General features: G+C 69.5%; 18 protein-coding genes. 7 read left to right on the forward strand and 11 right to left on the reverse strand.

Going from position 1 to position 19509, the window contains the following annotated elements; translation table 11 throughout:
* Together V7053_RS07155 and V7053_RS07160 are read left to right on the forward strand one after the other, a co-directional pair.
* On the forward strand, window positions 1-421 hold a 421-nt coding region (locus V7053_RS07155; protein ID WP_334171580.1), incomplete at its 5' end, for a hypothetical protein.
* A gap of 9 nt (window positions 422-430) precedes the next feature.
* Window positions 431-1225 carry an alpha/beta fold hydrolase gene (locus V7053_RS07160; RefSeq protein WP_334171581.1) on the forward strand — a complete coding sequence of 265 codons (795 nt, stop codon included), beginning with the start codon at window positions 431-433 and terminating at the stop codon, window positions 1223-1225.
* Here V7053_RS07160 and V7053_RS07165 read toward each other — a convergent pair.
* From V7053_RS07165 to V7053_RS07175, 3 genes are read right to left on the reverse strand one after another with little or no spacing between them, the layout of a single operon-like run.
* Complete coding sequence (locus V7053_RS07165) at window positions 1144-2367, reverse strand: fumarylacetoacetate hydrolase family protein (RefSeq protein ID WP_334171582.1); 1224 nt, start codon at window positions 2365-2367, stop codon at window positions 1144-1146. The genes V7053_RS07160 and V7053_RS07165 overlap by 82 nt on opposite strands.
* Window positions 2364-3896 (reverse strand): aldehyde dehydrogenase (NADP(+)), encoded by a 1533-nt coding sequence (locus V7053_RS07170; protein ID WP_334171583.1) that lies wholly within the window; start codon window positions 3894-3896, stop codon window positions 2364-2366. Before V7053_RS07170 ends, V7053_RS07165 begins: the two co-directional genes overlap by 4 nt.
* Complete coding sequence (locus tag V7053_RS07175; RefSeq protein ID WP_334171584.1) at window positions 3893-5233, reverse strand: enolase C-terminal domain-like protein; 1341 nt, start codon at window positions 5231-5233, stop codon at window positions 3893-3895. The genes V7053_RS07170 and V7053_RS07175 overlap by 4 nt, the downstream gene beginning before the upstream one ends.
* Before the next feature lie 146 nt (window positions 5234-5379).
* On the opposite strand from V7053_RS07175, the gene V7053_RS07180 reads away from it, so the two are divergent.
* Window positions 5380-6444 carry a squalene cyclase gene (locus V7053_RS07180; RefSeq protein ID WP_334171585.1) on the forward strand — a complete coding sequence of 355 codons (1065 nt, stop codon included), beginning with the start codon at window positions 5380-5382 and terminating at the stop codon, window positions 6442-6444.
* Window positions 6445-6451: 7 nt separating this feature from the next.
* Entirely contained in the window at window positions 6452-7312 is an 861-nt protein-coding gene (locus tag V7053_RS07185; protein ID WP_334171586.1) for an aldo/keto reductase, read from the forward strand.
* A gap of 21 nt (window positions 7313-7333) precedes the next feature.
* Here the strand turns inward: V7053_RS07185 and V7053_RS07190 are convergent, their stop codons facing one another.
* From V7053_RS07190 to V7053_RS07200, 3 genes are all read right to left on the reverse strand, one after another.
* Window positions 7334-7996: a cyclodeaminase/cyclohydrolase family protein gene (locus tag V7053_RS07190; protein ID WP_334171587.1), complete on the reverse strand. Its 663-nt coding sequence runs from the start codon at window positions 7994-7996 to the stop codon at window positions 7334-7336.
* A gap of 120 nt (window positions 7997-8116) precedes the next feature.
* Window positions 8117-9112: a helix-turn-helix domain-containing protein gene (locus tag V7053_RS07195; protein ID WP_334171588.1), complete on the reverse strand. Its 996-nt coding sequence runs from the start codon at window positions 9110-9112 to the stop codon at window positions 8117-8119.
* A gap of 70 nt (window positions 9113-9182) precedes the next feature.
* Window positions 9183-9755, reverse strand: a complete 573-nt coding sequence (locus V7053_RS07200; RefSeq protein ID WP_334171589.1) for a TetR/AcrR family transcriptional regulator — start codon at window positions 9753-9755, stop codon at window positions 9183-9185.
* 110 nt (window positions 9756-9865) lie between these two features.
* On the opposite strand from V7053_RS07200, the gene V7053_RS07205 reads away from it, so the two are divergent.
* On the forward strand, window positions 9866-11944 hold the full coding sequence (locus V7053_RS07205; RefSeq protein ID WP_334171590.1) for a primary-amine oxidase: 2079 nt from the start codon (window positions 9866-9868) through the stop codon (window positions 11942-11944).
* Window positions 11945-12078: 134 nt separating this feature from the next.
* Window positions 12079-13605: an APC family permease gene (locus tag V7053_RS07210; RefSeq protein WP_334171591.1), complete on the forward strand. Its 1527-nt coding sequence runs from the start codon at window positions 12079-12081 to the stop codon at window positions 13603-13605.
* Between the two features lie 110 nt (window positions 13606-13715).
* Here the strand turns inward: V7053_RS07210 and V7053_RS07215 are convergent, their stop codons facing one another.
* Complete coding sequence (locus tag V7053_RS07215; protein WP_334171592.1) at window positions 13716-14423, reverse strand: phosphoribosyltransferase; 708 nt, start codon at window positions 14421-14423, stop codon at window positions 13716-13718.
* A 90-nt stretch (window positions 14424-14513) separates the two neighbouring features.
* On the opposite strand from V7053_RS07215, the gene V7053_RS07220 reads away from it, so the two are divergent.
* Window positions 14514-15128 carry a J-domain-containing protein gene (locus V7053_RS07220; protein ID WP_443022586.1) on the forward strand — a complete coding sequence of 205 codons (615 nt, stop codon included), beginning with the start codon at window positions 14514-14516 and terminating at the stop codon, window positions 15126-15128.
* Window positions 15129-15163: 35 nt separating this feature from the next.
* Here V7053_RS07220 and V7053_RS07225 read toward each other — a convergent pair whose 3' ends face one another.
* Genes V7053_RS07225 through hpaE form a run of 4 tightly spaced genes read right to left on the reverse strand, consistent with a single transcriptional unit; the run spans window position 15164 to window position 19469 of the window.
* On the reverse strand, window positions 15164-16009 hold the full coding sequence (locus V7053_RS07225; protein ID WP_334171594.1) for an HpcH/HpaI aldolase family protein: 846 nt from the start codon (window positions 16007-16009) through the stop codon (window positions 15164-15166).
* Window positions 15994-16779, reverse strand: a complete 786-nt coding sequence (gene hpaH, locus V7053_RS07230) for a 2-oxo-hept-4-ene-1,7-dioate hydratase (RefSeq protein ID WP_334171595.1) — start codon at window positions 16777-16779, stop codon at window positions 15994-15996. Before hpaH ends, V7053_RS07225 begins: the two co-directional genes overlap by 16 nt.
* Window positions 16780-16781: 2 nt before the next feature.
* Entirely contained in the window at window positions 16782-17906 is a 1125-nt protein-coding gene (hpaD, locus tag V7053_RS07235) for a 3,4-dihydroxyphenylacetate 2,3-dioxygenase (RefSeq protein WP_334171596.1), read from the reverse strand.
* A gap of 57 nt (window positions 17907-17963) precedes the next feature.
* The gene (gene hpaE / locus V7053_RS07240) at window positions 17964-19469 is read right to left on the reverse strand and encodes a 5-carboxymethyl-2-hydroxymuconate semialdehyde dehydrogenase (protein ID WP_334171597.1); all 1506 of its coding nucleotides are present in this window, start codon (window positions 19467-19469) and stop codon (window positions 17964-17966) included.
* Window positions 19470-19509 lie beyond the last annotated feature (40 nt).

Genomic DNA, 19509 nt, shown 5'->3' on the forward strand with positions numbered 1-19509 from the left:
CGCCGCCCACCTGCTGATGGCGGGCGCCGGGGGACCGATGGCGGGTGCCGGGGGACCGATGGCGGGCGCCGGGGGACTGATGGCGGGTGCCGGGGGACTGATGGCGGTGATCGCCGTCGTCATGGCCATGGCCTGCTCCCCGTGCGCGTGGGGCATGTGGCGTTCCCCGTCGGCGCGCTCGGCCCGCGTCCTCGTGGGGATGTCGCTGGGGATGGCCCTCCTGCACGGGGCGTTGCTGCTCGGCGCCGCGCCTGCCTTGGGTCATTCGCACGGAGCCGCCGCCTCGTCGTCGGCCGTTCCTGCGGCTGCCTCGACTGGCCACGATCTGTCGATGCTCGCCGTCATGGGCGCCGACTTCACGGCCGCGATGCTCGCGGCGAGCTGGATCCGGCGGTCCTCCACCCTCGCCCGGAGGCGCTAGCGTGACGGGGTGAGCATTGCTGCCAACCCCTCCGACGGAACCCCCATCGCCTACGACGTCTCCGGGGAAGGCCCCGCCGTGCTCCTCCTCCACGGATCGGCTCTTTCACGCGCCGTCTGGAGGGGCTTGGGCTACGTGAAGGCACTCGAAGGGTTCACGGTCATCCGGCTGGACCTGCGCGGCCACGGCCGCAGCGGGAAGCCGCACTCCCCGGCCGGCTATCGCATGCCGCTCGTCGTCGAGGACGTCATCGCTGTCCTCGACGACGCCCGTGCCGAGAGGTGCCACGCCGTCGGGTACTCGTTCGGTGCCCGCGTCGCGTTCGCGCTGGCCGCGCGTGCCCCCGAGAGGGTCGCGAGCCTCGCGACCCTCGGCGGCACCTACCGCTCACAGCGCGGCGAGGTCGAGAAGGTCTTCTTCCCCGGGTACCTCGACGCGCTGCGGAGAGGCGGGATGGCGGCCTTCGCCGACGGCTTCCAGGCCGCGGGGAACCGATTGGACGCGTCGACGCGCGCGGCCTTCCTCGCCAACGACGCCGAGGCCATCGCGGCCTACTTCGAGGCCACCGAAGAGGGCGAAGGCGTCCCGGAGGCCGTTCTGGCCCAGCTGCCGATGCCGGCGCTGCTCATGGCCGGCACCCTCGACGTGCCGCGGCTCGAGCAGTCCCGCCGGGCGGCAGAGATCATGCCGCACGCCCGCTTCGTGGAACTGCCCGACCGCACTCACGCCTCGACGCTGTTCCCGGCGGGACCGGTACTGGAGGAACTCGTCCCGTTCCTGCGCAGCGCGGTGGCGGCGAGATAGGCGAAGAACTCGCCCAAGCCGTACTCCCATGGCGGAAGCTCCTCGCACAGACCCACCACGTTGGCGAGCGTCCCGAGCCGCGCACTCGAGACGGAGACGCGGTCGCCGACCCGATGGGTGAAGCCCTTCCCTGGCTCGCCGCGATCTTGGACGGGCGCGAAGAGCGTGCCGGTGAAGAGCGCGAAGCCGTCCGGGTACTGGTGGTGACGCCCGACAGTCGCCGAGATGAGCTCCTCGAACGGCCGGCTGATGTGAGCGAGGCTGTTGCGCCCCTCGAGGCGGAAGCCGTCCGCGCCGAGCACCTCGAGCAGGATCTCCTCGTCCCGCAGCGAGTCGAGCGTGAATCCGCCGTCGAAGAGCCGGATGAAGGGTCCCATGGCGCAAGACGCGTTGTTGTCCTTGGCCTTGCCGAGCAGGAGGGCGCTTCGCCCCTCGATGTCGCGCAGGTTGACGTCGTTGCCGAGGGTGGCCCCGACCGGTCGGCCGTCGGGCGCGACCACGAGGACGAGTTCGGGTTCCGGGTTGTTCCACTCGGACGCCTCGAGGATACCGATCTGCGCGCCATAGCCCACCGAGGCCAGCACCGGGGCCTTGCTGAACACCTCGGGATCCTTCCCGATGCCGACCTCGAGGTACTGGGACCACAGCCCCTCCTCCTTCAGGACCGCCTTGGCCTTCTCGGCCTCGTCGCTGCCAGGGCGAACGCCGTCGAGACTTCCTCCGAGGGCCGCGCCCACGCGCTCCCGGAGCGCGGCGGCGCGAGCGGGGTCGCCCGCGGCCCGCTCCTCGATGACCCGCTCGATCATGCTTTCCACGAAAGTCACGCCGCACGCCTTGACCACTTGGAGGTCGATCGGAGCGAGCAGATGTGGGCGCGAGCGGTCGCCGGCTTCAGCAGCGTCGATCAGCTCGGCGGTGGACCAACGGGGCGTCAGGTCCTGAGCCATCGCGCGCCGCACGACGCCGGCCGGGTCGCCTGAGGCGAGCAGGCCCGCCATCGTGGGGGCCTGTTCCTGCAGGTCGTAGACGTCCTCTCCGCGCACGGCCACGATCCGCGGGCCGCCGGCCTCCGGATCCCAGACTCGGCCGACGAGGAGGGCGGCCTCCGTGTCCTCGGGCAGGACGCGCTCGAGCCCGGTCATCGGTCGGCCCCCTGCTCGACTCGGCTCCGGTGCCAGACGCCGTCCACCCTCTGCGGGACCTGCCAGGGGTTGGCGTCCCGCAGCGGCTCGGGAAGGCCTTCCTCGGGCCACCCCTGATACGCGACGGGGCGGAGGAACCGGCGGATCGCCGCCGTCCCCACCGACGTGGTGTTGCTCGACGTCGCGGGGTACGGACCCCCGTGGTGCTGGGCGTAGCTCACTGTCACGCCGGTGGGCCACTGGTTCCAGAGGACACGCCCGCTGCGCTCGGCAAGCTTCTCCGCGAGCTTCGCGGTCGGCCCGTCCGCAGTGTCCTCGGCAAGGTCGTCCGGAGTTCCCTGGATCGCCGTCGTGAGCTGTCCCTCGAGCAGGCCGACCACGCGGAGGAGCTCGACGTCGTCGGAATAGCGCACCACGAGGCTCGCCGGGCCGAACATCTCGCGCCGCAGCAGCTCGGCGTCGGCGAGGGCCGCGCTCGCCTCGGCGACGAGCACGGTCGGCCGCGGGGCTTCGTCGAAACTGCCCGGGATGAGGACCCGGACGCCGGGCCGCGACGACATCTCCTCGACCGCCCTCTCGTAGCCTCCGGCGAGGCGATCCGTGAGGAGCGCGTGCCGCGCGACCTCGGGAAGGGCCGCCCTGAGCGGTTCCTCGAGCTCCGCGTCCTCGCCCGCGGGAACGAAGAGGAGCCCCGGCTTCGTGCAGAACTGTCCCATGCCGAGCGTGAAGGAGCCGACGTATTCCCTGAGGACCTGTTCCCGCCGCTCCTGCCATGCGTCCGGCGTGACGACGACGGCGTTGATCCCACCGAGCTCGCCGTAGAACGGGATGGGTTCGGGGCGCTTGGCCGCGAGGTCCATGAGGGCGCGGCCGCCCGCTGTCGAGCCCGTGAAGCCGATCGCTCTGACCAGGGGATGCCCGACGAGCTGCACTCCCGCCTCCCGTCCCATGACGAGTGCGAACAGGCCCGATGGCGCGCCGGCCGCCTCGAGTCCGCGCACGACGGCGGCGGCCGTCAGGACGGCCAGTTCCGGGTGGGCTTCGTGGCCTTTGTGCACGACGGCGCAGCCGGCCGCGAGCGCGGAGGCTGTGTCGCCTCCCGCGACGCTGAACGCGAACGGGAAGTTGGAGGCTCCGAAGACGCCGACAACCCCCAGCGGGACGTTCATCCGGCGGATATCGGGGCGGGGACCCATGCCCCACTCCGGGTCCGCGTGGTCGATCGTTGCGTCGAGGTGCTCTCCGGAGCGGATCTCCGCGGCGAAGAGCCGCAGCTGGAAGACGCTCCGGCGCAGTTCGCCCGTGAGCCTCTGCTCGGCGAGGTGCGTCTCCTGCGATGCGACCCCGACAAGGGCCGCCGCGTCAGCCTCGAGGGCCGAGGCCACCGACTCGAGCCATCCGGCCCTCGCCGCTGGAGTGGCGCTCCTGCCCTTGAGGAACGCCTCGTGGGCCGCCTCGACGGCCGCGGTGAGTTCCGCCGTCGTCGTCTGCTCGCCTGTTGCGCTGTGGCCTGTTGCGCTGTGGCTCATCGCGCGTCTCCCGCCAAGGTGGGGGACGAGACGGCGGCGCGGGCTCCGACCTCGAGCCATCCCGGGCCGGACGGGAACTCCCAGCGCTCGCGGGAGGCCGCGACCATCTCGGCCCCCGTACCCGGACGCTGTGGCGCCACGTACCGGCCGCGGTCGATCCGGACCGGCTCGGCGAAGTGCTCGTGGAGGTGGTCGACGTACTCGATCATCCGGTTCTCCTGCGTCCCGGAGACCGCCGCGAAGTCGAAGAACGAGAAATGCTGGACGAGCTCGCAGAGCCCGACGCCGCCCGCGTGCGGGCACACGGCCACGCCGAACTGCGCCGCCAGGAGGATGTTCGCGAGGTTCTCGTTCACGCCCGCGACGCGGGTGGAGTCGATCTGGAGGACGTCGATCGCGCCCGCCTGGAGGAGCTGCTTCACGACGATCCGGTTGGCCACGGCTTCGCCCGTCGCAACCCGGACCGGTTCGACGCCCTTGCGGATGGCCGCGTGGCCGAGGATGTCATCCGTGCTCGTCGGCTCCTCGATCCAGTAGGGCTCGAATTCGGCGAGGGCCTTGACCCACTCGATCGCCTCGGGGACGTCCCAGCGCTGGTTCGCGTCGATCGCCAGGGGAAGCGTGCCCACTGCCTCGCGGGCGAGGCGCAGGCGGCGGCGGTCGTCCTCGACGCTCCCACCCACTTTGAGCTTGACCATCGAGAAGCCGTCGGCGACAGCCTCCCGGCTGAGGCGGACGAGCTTCTCATCGCTGTAGCCGAGCCATCCGGGCGACGTCGTGTAGGCGGGGTAGCCGTTCGCCTGGAGTTCGGCGATGCGGCCCGCCTTGCCTGACTCGCCTCGGCGCAGGATCTCGAGGGCCTGCGCCGGGCTGAGGGCGTCCGAGATGTGGGTGAAGTCGATGACGTCGACGATCTCCTCCGGGGTCAGCTCGCTCAGGAGGAGCCAGAGCGGCTTGCCCTCGCGGCGTGCCTTGAGGTCCCACAGCGCGTTGACGAGGGCGCCGCAGGCCATGTGGCTCACTCCCTTCTCGGGCCCGAGCCAGCGGAGCTGGGAATCGTGGACGAGGCGGCGTGACGCCTCGCCGAGGTCGGCTACGAGTGCGTCCGCGTCGAGGCCAGCCAGCAGGGCGCCGTAGGACTCGATGGCTCTGACCACGATTTCGTTGCCGCGGCCGCCGGTGAAGACGAAGCCGTGGCCCTCTTCGCCGTCGTCGGTCCGGATGACGACGTAAGCAGCGGAATAGTCGGGGTCGACGTTGACGGCGTCGGAGCCGTCAAGCTCGAGGGAAGTGGGGAAGCGGACGTCCTGGGTCGTGATGGAGGAGATGCGGGCCATGGGACTCTCTCATCGTCGAAGTAGTGATCCTATAGGATATCGAACAGCGTACCCGAGGGCCATGGCGGTAGGCCGTGTGCGAGTTGGCTGGGCCGTAGACGAGCTAGGCCGTGTACGGGTGAACCAGCCGTGTCTAGCCTGTGGATGTGGCCACCCCCGACTCCGTCCTCGAATGGCTCGTCGAATCAGACCCGGCGCTTCGCTGGCAGGTGGAGCGCGACCTCCTCCACGCTCCGCAGCACGTCTGGGAAGACACCCGGAGCCGCATCGCGAGCGAAGGCTTCGGAGCCCGCCTCCTCGCGCTGCAGGGCCCCGACGGCCAGTGGGCAGGCGGTTCCTATTTTCCGCGCGACTTCGACTTCCAAGGCCCAGAAGCCGCCGAGGGCGCAGGGCAGCCGTGGACGGCGACGACCTGGACCCTCAACACCCTCCGCGACTGGGGGCTCGACCCGGCCGCGCTCAACGGCACCGCCGAGCTTCTCGCCGTCAACAGCCGCTGGGACTACGAGGGCCTGCCCTACTGGGGCGGCGAAGTCGACTGCTGCATCAACGCCTACACCCTCGCCATCGGAGCGTGGCTCGGCGCCGACGTGGCCGGGATCGCGCAGTGGTTCCTGAAGCACAGAATGGACGACGGCGGGTGGAACTGCGAGTGGGTGAACGGCTCGACTCGGTCCTCGTTCCACTCCACGCTCAACGCTCTGCGCGGCCTCCTCTACTACGAGACCGCGAGGGGCAGCAACGACGAGCTCCGGGAGGCGCGCAAGGCAGGGGAGGAGTATCTCCTGCAACGCCACTTGCTTCGGCGGCTCACGACCGGCGAGATCGTGGGGTGGTGGGCGGCCAGCTTCGCGTATCCCTTCCGCTGGCGGTACGACGTGCTGCGTGCACTGGATCACTTCAGGTCCGCGGCCCTCGAGGACGGACTCCCACCGGATGGGCGCCTCGGGGAGGCCGTCGCCGTCGTCCGCGCCGCGCGCCGGCAGGACGGCAGGTGGCTCCAGGGAAAGGTGCTGCCCGGTCGCGTGTGGTTCGACGTGGACGTGCCCGAAGGTGAGCCGTCGAGGTGGCTCACGTTCTACGCGTCGCGGGTGCTCGAGTGGTGGGACAGCGAGGCGCACTCCGAGGGTGGTCCTCGGAGGACCTCCCTCGCCTTCCCGCGTCGGCATACGGTCGAAGGGTTGTTCCACAACCGAGCGCGAAGGGGATAGCAGACAGATGAAGCAACGCACTATCGGGACCGTGTCAGTGAGTGCCATCGGACTTGGCGGGATGCCGATGTCGATCGAGGGGCGTCCCGACGAGCAGCAGTCCATCTCTACGATCCACGCCGCCCTTGAAGCCGGCGTGACGCTGATCGACACGGCTGACGCCTACCACCTGCCGGGGGCGGCTGACGTCGGGCACAACGAGGAGCTCATTGCCAAGGCGGTGCGCACCTACGGCGGAGACGTATCTCACGTGATCATCGCCACGAAAGGCGGCCACCTTCGCCCGCAAGAAGGCCCATGGGCGCAGAACGGCGATCCCGCCTATCTCAAGCAGGCTGCCAAGGCCTCGGCCCATCGGCTCGGGGTCGACGCGATCGATCTGTACCAGTATCACCGCCCCGACCCGCGGGTGCCCTACGCGGACTCCGTCGGAGCTCTTGCCGAGCTTCTCGATGAAGGCGTGATCCGCATGGCTGGGATCTCGAACGCCAACGTCGATCAGATCAAAGAGGCCAACGAGGTGCTCGGCGGCAGGCTGGTCTCGGTCCAGAACCAGTTCTCCCCGAGGTTCCGATCGAGCGAACCCGAGCTCGCGCTGTGCGCGGAGATGGGCATCGCCTTCCTCCCGTGGAGCCCTCTCGGGGGAATCTCGTCGGCATCCGACCTCGGGTCCATCCACGACGAGTTCGCCCGAGTGGCACAGAGCCATGGGGTGTCTCCGCAAGTCGTGGCGCTCGCCTGGGAGCTGGCGAAAGCCGAGATCGTCATCCCCATCCCGGGGGCTTCGCGCCCCGCATCGATCCGAGACTCTGCCTCGGCAGCGGAGCTCGAGCTCACCCCTGAGGAACTCCGCAGGCTCGAATCCTGACGGCCCTCACCGCGCCGACCCCTAGCCGACGGTGTCGGTGGGGGCGGCGCGGTGATCTATCTCGGCAGTGAGAGTGTCGATGCGGGCGAGCGCCTCGTCGAACTGTTGGACGGTCGCCCACAGGTCGGGATGCTGATCCTGGATCTCCTCGAGGGTCTTGCCTCCCGACCGGAGGGAGGCGAGGTCGAAGCTGACATTGGTGCGAGCACCCGCGAGTGCGGCTCGAAGGGCCCCGAACGCGACGACGACATCGGAGACCAGCGCCGGGTTGCCGTTTGCCGCGAGCCAGGCGAGATCGTCGAGGGCGCCGAGGGCCCGCTCGCCCAGGGCTGCAGAGGACTTGGCGGCATTGAGGGAGGCGCGACGGATGGCTTCCTCCCGTCCGGGGCCCGGGTCCAGCCGGAACGCCGCGCCGAAGGCCTCGGACGCCGAGGCGTCTTCATCGGCCAGCCGGAGGGCAGCCTCCCGGAGCGACTGGGCCCGGGCCCGAATGCGGCTGACCTCGGCGAGGCCGTCTCCGTCCGCTTCGGTGTAGCCCGCAACCATGGACATCAACGAGGCCGTGACCGCGAGCGTGAGCCCCGTGCCGGCGCCGCCCCCCGGTGAGCCGGTGGACTGGGCCAGCGCGCTGGTCCATTCCTCAACCGTGGAGCTTCGGGTGCTGACTGGCTGGGAATCGTTCATGGCTTCCAGTCTGGATGCTCAGTGCCGCATTTGCTGACCGGCCTGAGGCGGGACCAGGCGGAGGGCCCAAGGCTGATGCTCACCATGGCCTGAGCTGCCCCCAGGGTACTGGTCCTGAGGCTACGCCCGAACACCAGACTCTGAGAACCCAGCCCCGTTCGCCCTGTAGCCAGTGGGCGATTCGCCGAAAGCGGCCCGGAAGACGCGGCTGAAGTGCGCGGAGTCGAGGAAGCCCCAGCGTGCCGCGATGGCGGTCACGGGCCGATCTGCGAGCACGGGGTCGCGCAGGTCGCGACGGCACCGCTCGAGCCGGCGCTCGCGGATCGACGCCGAGACAGTGGTACCGAGCTCTCGGAAGAGGTCGTGGAGATGACGTGTCGAGATGTAGTGCGCCGCAGCAATCGACCCAGGCGAGAGCTCGGGGTCCCCCAGATGCGACTCGATGAAGTCGTGAATGCGGGCGAGGAGAATCTGGTGCGGATCACGGGACGCCGCGGCGCGCAGGTCGAGTTCCCCGTTGAAGAGCGTGGTCACGAGGTCGAGCGCGTTGCGGACCAGACGGGTCCCGTTGGGCCCCGCGATGGCCTCGAGGTTCTCGGCGAGGCGGACGAGGAACGGGCTCACGAGCTGCCCTAGGCCACCCGAACCGCTGATGGCCGTCGCGGTCACCTGCGCCATGGCCTCGGCGGGAAGGTCGAGCGCGGAGTGCGGGAACATGAGCACGAGCGAGCGGAAGTCGCCGTCGAACGCGAGCGTGTACGGGCGGTCGGTCGTATACACGGCCAGATCTCCCGGCTGCAGCACGGCCTCCCTCCCGTCCTGCAGGAGAAGACCGGTCCCCGCGAGCTGGATCCCGAGCTTGAAGTACTTCAGCTCGGAGGCGGCGATGAGCTCTTCAGTCCGGTGAACAGCATGCCCGGTCGCGTCGACCTCGATCATTGCCAGGTCGTCGGGCAGGAGCCGCTTGCCGCGCATCGTTCCCCGAAACCCCATGGGGCGGTCGACGGTGACCTTGAGCGGGACGAAGGACTCGGACGTCGCGCGGCGCCACGTGTCCACGTCGCGTGCGACGGCGAGGTCGAGGGCCGGCGACATGGCGGCGGTGAGGGGTGTCATCCTGATCCTCCCTTTTGGATGTGGGTGTGTTTCAGATGCAGGCATGCTGCCGTTGCCCCAGGCAAGTGCGTCAGATAAGTGCGTCGAGAAGCGTGTCGAGCTGGGCGATGAGCTTTTCCGGGGAGTGGTGGGCGGGGGAGAGGGTGGCGGTGATCTGCGCTCCGAGCAGGAGGTCCATGACCGCTCCGAGGGCGTTCTCGGGGTCGTCGCCCCGGTAGCCTGCGTCGGCCAGCAGCTGTGCCAAGGATGCCCGCCACTGTTCCATGGACCTGTCGTGCACGGCGGCCTTCCCGGGATCTTGGAGCGCCTTCTGCCAGAAGGCGATCGCGACGCGGGCCTCGTTGAGCCGCTCGTCGTCGAGCGGGAGGATCTCGTGGCAGTACGCGCGAATCGCGTCCAGGCCGGTCAAACCTGCCGTGGCTGCCTCCATGCGCCGGTTCGTCTGGGCGAAGATGTGCTCGAAGGCGAAGTCCAGCAACCGGTCCTTCGTGGGGAAGTAGGGCTTGAGGGCGCCATTGGCGAAGCCGGCCTCCGCTGCGATGTCCCGCATCGTGGCGCCGTCGAGGCCCTTCTCGGCGATGATGCGCCAGGTCGCGTCCACGAGTTCCACTCGGCGCTGGTCGTGGTCCACGATCTTCGGCATCGGCCCTTCCGTCCTCTTCCCGGGTCTTTTTTCTACGGCTGTTGTGATTCAGCTTACAGAGGGTTATTGTCTACGTCTATAGAAAAAACTGTTTCTCCCCGGGAGGCACCATGAGCACTGAGACGACGACGTCGCCCACCTACCCCGCCGGCGCCGCAGAGGAGGGTCCGGCCCGCGCAGAACACGCCTGCCACTCCGCGGCATCGCAGCCGGTGGCCGGTGCCGCCTACGCCCTGGCGAGCGCCGAGGAGATCATCGCGGTCCGGGAGGTCCTCGCCGAGGCAGGCCTCTGGAGGGAGACGACGCGCATCGCCTACCTCGGGCTCGTCGACCCTCCCCGTCGCTCGACTCCTGAAGGCGCAAACGACGGCGGGCGGTCCGGCGGGGCCTCCGATGCCACGTCCGCTCCCGTGGACCGCCGCTTCCGCGCGTTCCTGCATGACACCGCGGGGGCGCGGCCGCACGACGTCGTCGTCTCCGTGACCCATCGAAGCGTGGTCTCCGACATCGAACTGGACACCGCTGTCACGGGCGAGCTGCCAGTCCTCGAGGAGGAGTTCGAGGCGGTCGAGGAGATCCTGAACGCAGACGGGCGCTGGCTCGCAGCGCTCGCGGCCCGGGGGCTCGACGTGGCCACTGTCCGGGTCGCGCCGCTCTCGGCAGGTGTGTTCGAGTACCCCGAGGAGAAGGGCCGCCGGATCCTGCGCGGTCTCGCCTTCGTGCAGGAGTCTCCCCAGGACCTTCCGTGGGCCCATCCGGTCGACGGGCTCGTCGCCTACGTGGACATCGTCAACCGGAGCGTCGACGAGGTCCTCGACTTCGGGCCGGTTCCCGTTCCGGGGGAGCACGGCAACTTCACCGACCCGGAGCTCACCGGGCCGGTGCGCACAAGCCAGAAGCCCATCGAGATCACCCAGCCCGAGGGCCCCAGCTTCACGGTCGCCGACGGCAACCACGTCGAATGGGAGCGGTGGAGCCTGGACGTCGGCTTCGATGTGCGCGAGGGCTTGGTGCTGCACAACATCGCGTTCGACGACGTCGCCTCCGATGCCGCCCGGCGCGACGGGACCCGCCGTCGGCGGATCCTGGACCGCGCCTCGATCGCGGAGATGGTCGTCCCGTACGGGGACCCGTCGCCTGTGCGCTCGTGGCAGAACTACTTCGACACGGGCGAGTACCTCGTGGGCCAGTACGCCAACTCCCTCGAGCTGGGCTGCGACTGCCTCGGCGAGATCACGTACCTCAGTCCCGTCGTCAGCGACGCGTTCGGCAACCCGCGGACCATCCGGAATGGAATCTGCATGCACGAGGAGGACTGGTCGATCCTGGCCAAGCACTCCGACCTCTGGGCCGGGGTGGAGTATGTGCGCCGAAACCGGCGTCTCGTGATCAGCTTCTTCACGACGATCGGAAACTACGACTACGGCTTCTACTGGTACCTCTACCTCGACGGCACCATCGAGTTCGAGGCGAAGGCGACCGGGGTGGTGTTCACGAGCGCCCACCCCGGCAAGGGCTACGAGTACGCCTCCGAGCTCGCCCCGGGACTCGGCGCCCCGTTCCACCAGCACCTCTTCAGCGCCCGCCTGGACTTCGCGCTCGACGGCGGGCCGAACCGGGTCGAGGAGGAGGACGCCGTGCGTGTTCCGGTAGGACCCGGCAACGAGCGCGGCAACGCTTTCACGAGGCGGCGTACCGTGATCCGTCGTGAAGCCGAGGGCGCCCGCAGCGCGGACATGTCCGCCGGCCGTACGTGGATCGTCTCCAACCCCGAGTCGCTCAACCGCCTCGGCGAGCCGGTCGGCTACAAGCTGCACCCGCAGGGCCAGCCCATGCTGCTCGCGGACCCGTCGTCCTCGGTCGCGCGCCGCGCGGCGTTCGCGACGAAGGACCTGTGGGTCACCGCCTACGACGAGGCGGAGCGTTACCCGACCGGCGACTTCGTCAACCAGCACGCCGGGGGCGCCGGCCTGCCCGCGTTCCAGTCCCAGGACCGCGACCTCGACGGGACCCAGATCGTCGTCTGGCACACGTTCGGCCTCACGCACTTCCCGCGCCCGGAGGACTGGCCCATCATGCCCGTCGACCACGTCGGCTTCCGCTTGCGCCCGGAGGGGTTCTTCGACCGGAGCCCCGTCCTGGACGTTCCGCCCTCGGCCCCCCGCGAGGGCGGCCACTGCCACTCCTAGCGAGCCGGTCCGAGGCGCGCTTCGGGCGACAAGAAGCGTTCGCTGTGGGACAAGTCACTCGGCATGCGGCCCCAGCAGGATGGTGCTGTGGCCGCAGCCGCATTCCTATGATTTCCTCTGAGACTGGAGAACCCATGAGCATCGAGACGAGTTCGCAGCACGCGGGCTCACATGGCGCAGCGGGGGGCACGCCGAACGTGACACACGCAAAGGAGCGCAGGCTCGGCGTGGCGTCGGTGACCATGATGATCATCGCCGCATCCGCACCGCTGACCGTCCTGGCCGGCGGCGTGACCACAACCTTCGCAGTGACGGGGCTTCTCGGTGTGCCCCTGTCCTACCTGATTCTGGGAGCCGTGCTGGCCATCTTCGCGGTCGGCTATGCCGCGATGAGCCGGCACGTCACGAACGCCGGCGCGTTCTACGCGTACGTCGCCCAGGGCATCTCCCGTCCGGCCGGGGTGGGCGCCTCGCTCGTTGCGCTCATGTCCTACAACCTCATGCAGGTCGGCATCTACGGGCTGTTCGGCTTCACGGTCTCTTCGCTCCTGTCGTCGCGGTTCGGCCTCAACGTCCCGTGGTGGATCCCCGTGATCATCTGCATCGCAGTCGTCGCGGTGCTCGGCGTCAACCGGGTGGACCTCTCGGCCAAGGTCCTGGGGGGCCTCGTGGCGCTCGAGTTCCTCGTCGTCATCGTCTACGACGTCGTCTCGTTCGCCGCTGCCCCCGAGGGCGTCACAGCGGCTCCGCTTTCGCCGGCGAGCCTCTTCGTCCCGGGCGTGGGGGCCGTCCTCTCGTTCGGCATCGCGGCGTTCATGGGCTTCGAGTCCGCCGCGATCTACAGCGAGGAGGCCAAGGACCCGCATCGCACGATCCCGCGCGCGACCTACACGGCCGTCGCCGTCATTGCCGTCTTCTATGCCGTCTCCTCGTGGGCCATGGCAGTCGGCACCGGTCCGTCGCAGCTCTTCGACGCGGCAGGGAAGCAGGGTCCTGACCTCGTCTTCACCTTCCTCTCGGGCCACATCGGCCAGCTCGTCGCGGACATCGCCCAGGTGCTGTTCTGCACGAGTCTCTTCGCGGCGCTCGTGAGCTTCCACAACGCGGTGGCCCGGTACTTCTTCTCCCTCGGCCGCGAGCGGGTCATTCCCGCGTGGCTCGAGGCCACGAGCCGCCATGGGGCGCCCAAGGCGGGCTCGCTGGTTCAGACGGGCATCGCCGTCGTCGTCACCGTCGCCTTCGCGGCCGCCGGCAACGGCGCCGATCCGCTCTATCCCGTGCTCACGATGTTCACGTGGCTCACGAACGCCGGAGCGATGGGCCTGGTGCTGCTCATGGCAGTCGTCTCGGTAGCCGTCATCGGCTTCTTCCGGCGCCGGCGGAGGCTCGCGCAGGGCCCGTGGTCCGCCGTCGTGGCTCCCGCGATCGGAGCGGTCACCCTCGCAGTCATCTTCGGACTCATCGTCGCGAACTTCGACGTACTGCTCGGCCAGACAGAGTCCAGCCCCGTGAGCTTCATCCTGCCGGCCCTCATCATCGTCCCCGGCGTGGCAGGAATCTTCTGGGCGCTCCGGCTCCGCCGCGCCGATCCCGTCCTCTACCAGCGCATCGGACACGGCGAGGAGGGCACGAGGGCGCACCATCTGGGCGAGGACGACTAGGGTCTCAACGCCCTAGTCGGGGCCGCAGCTGGGAGAGAAAGTCGAAGACGGCGTGGACTCGCGTCGGGCAGGGTAGGTAGCGGTACCCGTCCGGGCGAGTCCACGCTGGCTCAGCTGTCCGCCCGCTCCCGGTTCGCGAGGAGCCGGCGGACTTCGTCGTCGCTGCACTGCGGGAAGCCCTCGTAGGCCCCTCCGACCGAGAGGAAAGCCAGCGGCTGGCGCGGGCACACCACGTGGTCCGCGATCTCTCCGAGGTCCTCGACGACGCTGGGCGGCCCGACCGGCACCGCGAGGACGACGGCGGAGGCACCCGCCGCCCGCACGGCCGCTATGGCGGCCCGAGCCGTGTCCCCGGTGGCGACGCCGTCGTCGCACACGATGACGGTGCGCCCTTCCGCACCCTGGCGACGGCCCCCGAGAAACAGCGCCTCCTGACGCTCGAGCTCGGAAATCTCGCGTTCGCGCACCCTCTCGAGTGACGCACTGGTGAACCCGGCGGCGAGGAGGCGGCGGATCAGCGGCCTGTCCAAATCGGCGCAGCGCTTGCCGTCGCAGGAGGCGATAGCCCCGAAAGCGACCTCCTCGTGACCCGGGATGCCGAGCTTCCTTGCGGGTACGACGTCGAAGGGCAGCCCGAGCCCGCGTCCCACCTCGGCGGCCACGGCCACGCCGCCCCGGCTCAGTCCGACGACGAGGGGAAGCGGGCGCGCTCCGGCCAGGCCCGTGAGGGCGGAGGCGAGGACGCGGCCCGCGTGGGCGCGGTCCACATAGAGGCCCGTGCCCTCATCCGCTGGTCCGGTCGCCGGGGACGAGGCCATGATGTCAGTATGCGCGCTCGCGATGCGTGCTCAGGCGCCCGGGCGGGGTAACGGTGGTCCAGTTCGATGGGCCGATTCTGATGGTGCGAGGTGGTAAGCGTGAATCCTGGGGGAGCTGACGAGCTCCGACGGCGACTCGAGCGAGCCGCGGAGCTCAGGGCCGCGGGAGACGTCGGGAATGATCCGGAGCTGGCCGCCCAGGAGGAGCTGCGCAGGAAGCGGCTCCGATTCGACCCGGCGGTTCGAGCGGAGTATCTCGTGCGGGACGCGATGGCGCACGGCAAGTTCGACAACCTCAAGTACGCCGGGAAGCCGATTCCGGGGCTCGGAGGAACGTACGATCCCGACTGGTGGATCAAAGGCCTGATCCAGCGTGAGCACCTGACGGGCCTCGGGCCGAAGGCGCTTCTCCTGCGCGTGGAGGACGCCCAGTTGGACGAGCGCCTTGACGAGCTCTTCACGGAGCGCGAGGTGAGGGCCGCGGTCGAGGACTTCAACGCGCGCGTGGTCGACGCGCGGCGTCAGCTCGAGGGCGGCCCCCCGGTGGTCACGAAGACGCGGGACGTCGACGGCGAGGTCCGGCGCTGGCGCATGCGTCGCGAGGAGCGGAATGCCGCGAGCCGCGAGCTTGAGGCGGCAGCCGAGGAAGAACGGCGGAACAAGCCCCGCACGTGGTGGCGGCGGCTCTGGCGGGGGCAGCACTAGGCCTTCGGCCTCGGCGTGCCCCCGCCAGTCGCGCCTCAGTAGCTCGCTGGGCGCTCGGCGGGAAGGCCGCCGTCGTCCGCTGCGGCCCGCGAGAAGCGCGCGGCGAGCTCCTCGCTCGAGCGCGCGAGGATCGCGACGTCCGCCCCCACGAGGACGAACCGGGCGCCGGCGTCGATGTAGCGCCTCGCGGTCGCCTCGACGAACGCGTTGACGCCCGCGGGCTTCCCTGCCGCCTTGGCGGCGGCCAGGCATCGTTCGACGGCGGAGATCACCTCGGGATGCTCCTGCTGGCCGAGGTATCCCATCGACGCGGCGAGGTCGGACGGGCCGATGAAGATCGCGTCGACGCCGTCGACGGCGAGGATCTCCTCGACGTTCTCGACGGCCTCGTCGGTCTCGATCTGGACCGCGAGCGAGATCGTCTCGTCGGCGCGGGCGAGGTAGTCGGGAATGCGGTTCCAGCGGGCGGCGCGGGCGAGCGCCGAGCCGACGCCGCGGACACCGTGCGGCGGATATCGCACCGCTGCGACGGCGGCCCGCGCCTGCTCGGCGTCGTTGACCATCGGGATGAGGAGGTTCTGGGCACCGAGGTCGAGGTACTGCTTGATGAGCACCACGTCGTTCCACGGCAGCCGCACCATCGGGAGGACGGGATAGCCGTGAACCGCGTGCAGCTGGGCGAGGACTGACTCGAGCGAGTTGGGGCTGTGCTCCGTGTCGATCAGGAGCCAGTCGGCACCGGAACCGGCCATGATCTCGGCGACGAGCGGGCTGCCGGAACAGACCCACAGGCCGATCTTGGCGCCTGCAGCGCCCCCGCCCGCCTCTGCCTGCTCCAGAGCGTGCCGGAACGTCCGCTCGGGCTCTAGACGAAACGGCATGTCACGGTCCCCAGCTGTCCGTAGTCCGCGTACACCGTGTCTCCTTCGTAGACCCACATCGGTCGTGTGAACGACCCTGCGAGGACGAGGTCGCCGGCCCGGAGCGACTGCCCGTGCTGCGCGAGCTTGTCCGCGAGCCACGCAACCCCGCTCGCGGGATGGTTGAGCACCCCGGCGGCGACCCCGGTCTCGACGATCTCTTGGTTCTGGTACAGGAGTGCCGAGACCCAGCGCAGGTCGACGTCGTGCGGGCGCACCGGGCGCCCGCCGACGACCATGGCGCCCATGGCCGCGTTGTCGGAAATCGTGTCGACGATCGTGCGGCCCTGCATCTCGATGCGGGAGTCGAGGATCTCGAGGGCCGGGACCACGTAGTCGGTCGCGTCGAGGACGTCGAACAGCGTGATGCCGGGGCCCTTCAGGTCCTGGCTGAGCCGGAAAGCGAGCTCGACCTCGATCCGCGGGTGCGTGTACTGCTTCCACTCCACGACGGCGCCGTTCTCGAGGACCATGTCGTCGAAGATGACTCCATAGTCTGGCTCGGTGATGCCCGTCGCGGCCTGCATGGCCTTCGAGGTCAGGCCGATCTTGCGGCCGACCACGCGCTTGCCCTGGGCCTCGAGCCGAGAGGCCCAGAGCTTCTGCACGGCGTAGGAGTCCTCGATGTCCATGCCCTCGTAGCGGGTGTGGAGGAGTGGGACGGGCGTGCGCGTCCGCCCGGCCTCGACCAGTTCGTCGGCGATCGTCTCGATGGTCTGGGGATCCAGCACCGTCAGACCTGGCTTCCCAGCTTGAAGCCCTTCGAGGCCTCGCCATGGTACGAGCCGGACTCGTCGCCGGCGCGCGTGTAGGAGAATCCGTCGGCGCCGATGGTCACGGCCATCTCCGACTTGTCCTCGCGCTTGACGACCTCCTGCGGGTTGCCGTCGAGGTCGAGCACGAGGGAAGCCTCCGTGTACCAGCTCGGGACCACGGGATTGCCCCACCAGTCGCGGCGCTGGTTGTCGTGGACGTCCCACGTGATCGTGGGGTTGTCCGGGTCGCCCGTGTAGTAGTCCTGCGTGTAGATCTCCACGCGGTGGCCGTCCGGGTCGAGGATGTAGAGGTAGAACGCGTTCGAGACGCCGTGGCGGCCCGGTCCCCGCTCGATCCTGTCCGACATGCGCAGCGCGCCCATCTTGTCGCAGATCTGGATGATGTTGTGCTTCTCGTGGGTCGAGAACGCGATGTGGTGCAGGCGCGGGCCGTCCCCGCCCGTCAGCGCGGTGTCGTGCACGGTCTCCTTGCGGTGCAGCCACGCCGCGTACGTCGTGCCCTCGGAGTCCTTGATGTCCTCCGAGACGCGGAAGCCGAGGCCCTCGAGGTAGGCGCGGCCGCGGGGGACGTCCGGAGTGACCTGGTTGAAGTGGTCGAGGCGCACGAGCTCGCCTGCCGAGTAGAGGTCGTAGCGCATGTGGAGCCGCTCGACGTGCTCGACCTCGTAGAAGAACTCGTACGGGAAGCCCAGCGGGTCCTCGACGCGGACGGCGTCGCCGATGCCGCGGACGAAGCCCTCCTTGCGGCGCTCCGTCCGGCAGCCGAGCTCCTTGAAGTAGGCCTCGGCGCGGTCCACGTCCTCGGGCGTGCGGACGCGGAACGCAAACGCCGCAGCGGCGGCGATCGGACCCTTGCGCAGCACGAGGTTGTGGTGGATGAACTCCTCGAAGGAGCGCAGGTAGATGGCGTCGTCGTCCTCGTACGTCACGTGCAGGCCGAGGAGCCCCACGTAGAAGTCGCGCGACTTCGCCAGGTCGGTGACCACGAGGTCGAGGTACGCGCAGCGCACGATGTCGGGCGCGGGCACGGACGGCGCGGGCACGGACGGCGCGGGTACGGACGGTGTGGGGACGGTGCTCATGGGTTTCTCCTCTTCGAGATTGAGTTTCTGCGGGGCGGCGCCGGGCCGATCGGCGGTTCAGGCGCCGAACTTCGGCGTGTGGACGTCGCCGAGCGTGATGTGGACGGCCTGCTGGTCCGTGTAGAAGTCGATCGAGCGGTAGCCGCCCTCATGGCCGAGGCCCGAGGCCTTGACGCCGCCGAACGGCGTGCGCAGGTCGCGCACGTTGTGCGAGTTGAGCCAGACCATGCCGGCCTGAACGGACTGGGCGAAGTTGTGGGCGCGCTTGAGGTCGTTCGTCCACACGTAGGCGGCGAGGCCGTACTTCGTGTTGTTGGCAAGGGAGAGCGCCTCGTCGTCGTCGTCGAACGGCGTGATCGCGACGACCGGGCCGAAGATCTCCTCCTGGAAGATCCGCGCGTCGGGCTTGACGTCCGCGAACACCGTCGGAGCGACGTAGGAGCCGTTCTCCTGGCCCTCCGGAAGGTGCTCGGGGCGGCCGCCGCCAGCCAGGAGCCGGCCCTCGGACTTGCCGATCTCGACGTAGCTCATGACCTTCTCGTAGTGCTCGGGGTGCACGAGCGCGCCGACCTGCGTCTTCGGGTCATGCGGGTCGCCCACCACGATGTTCTTGGCCCGCTCCGCATAGCGCTCGGTGAACTCGTCGTAGATGCTGCGCTCGACCAGAATGCGCGAGCCGGCGGTGCAGCGCTCGCCGTTGAGGGAGAAGACGCCGAAGAGCGTCGAATCGATCGCGGCGTCGAGGTCAGCGTCGGCGAAGACGACGGCGGGCGACTTCCCGCCGAGCTCCATCGACATTCCCTTGAGGTTCTCCGCGCAGTTGCGGAAGATCAGCTGGCCGGTCGATGACTCGCCCGTGAAGGAGATGAGCGGCACGCCCGGGTGCTTGACGAGGGAATCGCCCGCGGTTTCGCCGAAGCCGTTGACGAGGTTGAACACGCCTTCCGGCAGGCCCGCTTCTTCGAAGATCCCGGCCCACAGCGAGGCGGAGAGCGGCGTGAATTCCGCGGGCTTGAGCACCACGGTGCAGCCGGAGGCGATCGACGGCGCGAGCTTCCACGACTCGAGCATGAACGGCGTGTTCCACGGCGTGATGAGGCCGGCGACGCCGATCGGCTTGCGGTTGACGTAGTTGAGCTGGCTTCCGGGGACCTTGAGCGCGTTGTCCTGCTGGGCGACGATGAGGTCCGCGAAGAAGCGGAAGTTCTCGGCCGCGCGCTGGGCTTGGCCGCGGGCCTGCGTGATGGGGAGGCCGGTGTCGAAGGTCTCCATCTCGGCAAGCCGGTCCTCCTGGGCCTCGACGGCGTCGGCGATCGCGAAGAGGACCTTGGCGCGGGCACGAGCCTTCATCCGCGGCCACGGGCCGTGTTCGAACGCCTCGGTCGCGGCGGCGACGGCGGCGTCGATGTCCGCCTTCTGGCCGGACGCTGCCGTCGCGTAGGTCGTGTTGGTGACGGGGTCGAGGACCTCGAACGTCTCGCCGCCGATCGAGTCGACGCGCTGGCCGCCGATGTAGTGCTGCAGGTGGGTCGGCAGGTTCTCGGGCACGAAGTGCTTGCTCATGGTGCTCCTCAGGTCGTAGAGCGGGTGGTCTCAGGTTGGT

It is taken from the genome of Sinomonas sp. (assembly GCF_036848755.1).
In the GTDB taxonomy this organism is placed as follows: Bacteria; Actinomycetota; Actinomycetes; order Actinomycetales; family Micrococcaceae; genus Sinomonas.

Excerpts from the sequence above, each read along its gene's own strand:
- V7053_RS07195 (WP_334171588.1), bottom strand. The coding sequence starts at position 9,112 with ATGACACCCCTCACCGCCGCCATGTCGCCGGCCCTCGACCTCGCCGTC.
- V7053_RS07200 (WP_334171589.1), bottom strand. The coding sequence starts at position 9,755 with ATGCCGAAGATCGTGGACCACGACCAGCGCCGAGTGGAACTCGTGGAC.
- V7053_RS07165 (WP_334171582.1), bottom strand. The coding sequence starts at position 2,367 with ATGACCGGGCTCGAGCGCGTCCTGCCCGAGGACACGGAGGCCGCCCTC.
- V7053_RS07205 (WP_334171590.1), top strand. The coding sequence starts at position 9,866 with ATGAGCACTGAGACGACGACGTCGCCCACCTACCCCGCCGGCGCCGCA.
- V7053_RS07210 (WP_334171591.1), top strand. The coding sequence starts at position 12,079 with ATGAGCATCGAGACGAGTTCGCAGCACGCGGGCTCACATGGCGCAGCG.
- hpaE (WP_334171597.1), bottom strand. The coding sequence starts at position 19,469 with ATGAGCAAGCACTTCGTGCCCGAGAACCTGCCGACCCACCTGCAGCAC.
- V7053_RS07170 (WP_334171583.1), bottom strand. The coding sequence starts at position 3,896 with ATGAGCCACAGCGCAACAGGCCACAGCGCAACAGGCGAGCAGACGACG.
- hpaD (WP_334171596.1), bottom strand. The coding sequence starts at position 17,906 with ATGAGCACCGTCCCCACACCGTCCGTACCCGCGCCGTCCGTGCCCGCG.
- V7053_RS07175 (WP_334171584.1), bottom strand. The coding sequence starts at position 5,233 with ATGGCCCGCATCTCCTCCATCACGACCCAGGACGTCCGCTTCCCCACT.
- V7053_RS07225 (WP_334171594.1), bottom strand. The coding sequence starts at position 16,009 with ATGCCGTTTCGTCTAGAGCCCGAGCGGACGTTCCGGCACGCTCTGGAG.
- V7053_RS07185 (WP_334171586.1), top strand. The coding sequence starts at position 6,452 with ATGAAGCAACGCACTATCGGGACCGTGTCAGTGAGTGCCATCGGACTT.
- V7053_RS07215 (WP_334171592.1), bottom strand. The coding sequence starts at position 14,423 with ATGGCCTCGTCCCCGGCGACCGGACCAGCGGATGAGGGCACGGGCCTC.
- V7053_RS07190 (WP_334171587.1), bottom strand. The coding sequence starts at position 7,996 with ATGAACGATTCCCAGCCAGTCAGCACCCGAAGCTCCACGGTTGAGGAA.